Raw genomic sequence first — 558 nt, 5'->3', positions numbered from 1 at the left:
CAGATTTCAGGTTGGCGCGGAACTCGTTGCTAGTCTTCTTGGCTGCTCTCATGAGTTTCTCAAACTTGCCCATCTCGAATTTGGAGATCTTCTTCAGTGGTGGTTTAATGAATTTGCCACGCAGGTCGTTGACTTGCATGTTCAGCTCGCTGATCACATAGTCCTTCTGCCTAACAGCGTATTCCAAATCATACTTGGCGTCTTCCAGCTGAGAGATCCTGTTGTGGTATTCTTTGCAGATGGCCAGTAAGGCAGCTTCATTAATTCCGTCCAAGTTCTTTGCAGGTCCGCACCTTTGGCTAATAGTTCTCTTCCTCTCCTCTGCTTTTCTCTCCTGTTCCTTCTTCAATTCCTCAGCGGCCTTTTTCCTCAACAAGGTCCTCAACTTCTTCTTACGGGCTGGGGTCATGAAACCCTTCTTAGCCTTCTTGCCAGCGGCTGCGGCTTCCAGCCGAGCCCTGACCTCTGCCTTCTTCCTCTCCTTCTCATCCATAGCCTTCTGCTTCGCCTCATCCGCCATGTTTCACCGAATTGGACCCATCTATGAAGGTTATGCTC

At 49.5% G+C, this 558-nt stretch carries 1 protein-coding gene; it reads right to left on the bottom strand.

The genetic code is table 11. The features are described from left to right. Positions 1-520, bottom strand: a 520-nt coding sequence (locus tag BB427_RS06625; protein WP_069019716.1) for a troponin, incomplete at its 3' end; no start/stop codon positions are given. Between the last annotated feature and the right edge of the window lie 38 nt (positions 521-558).

It is taken from the genome of Pseudoalteromonas sp. BMB, from assembly GCF_001709235.1.
Taxonomy (GTDB): domain Bacteria; phylum Pseudomonadota; class Gammaproteobacteria; order Enterobacterales; family Alteromonadaceae; genus Pseudoalteromonas; species Pseudoalteromonas maricaloris.
Note: the sequence above shows the minus strand (reverse complement) of the source record. Positions and strands in the feature narration are given on the sequence as shown.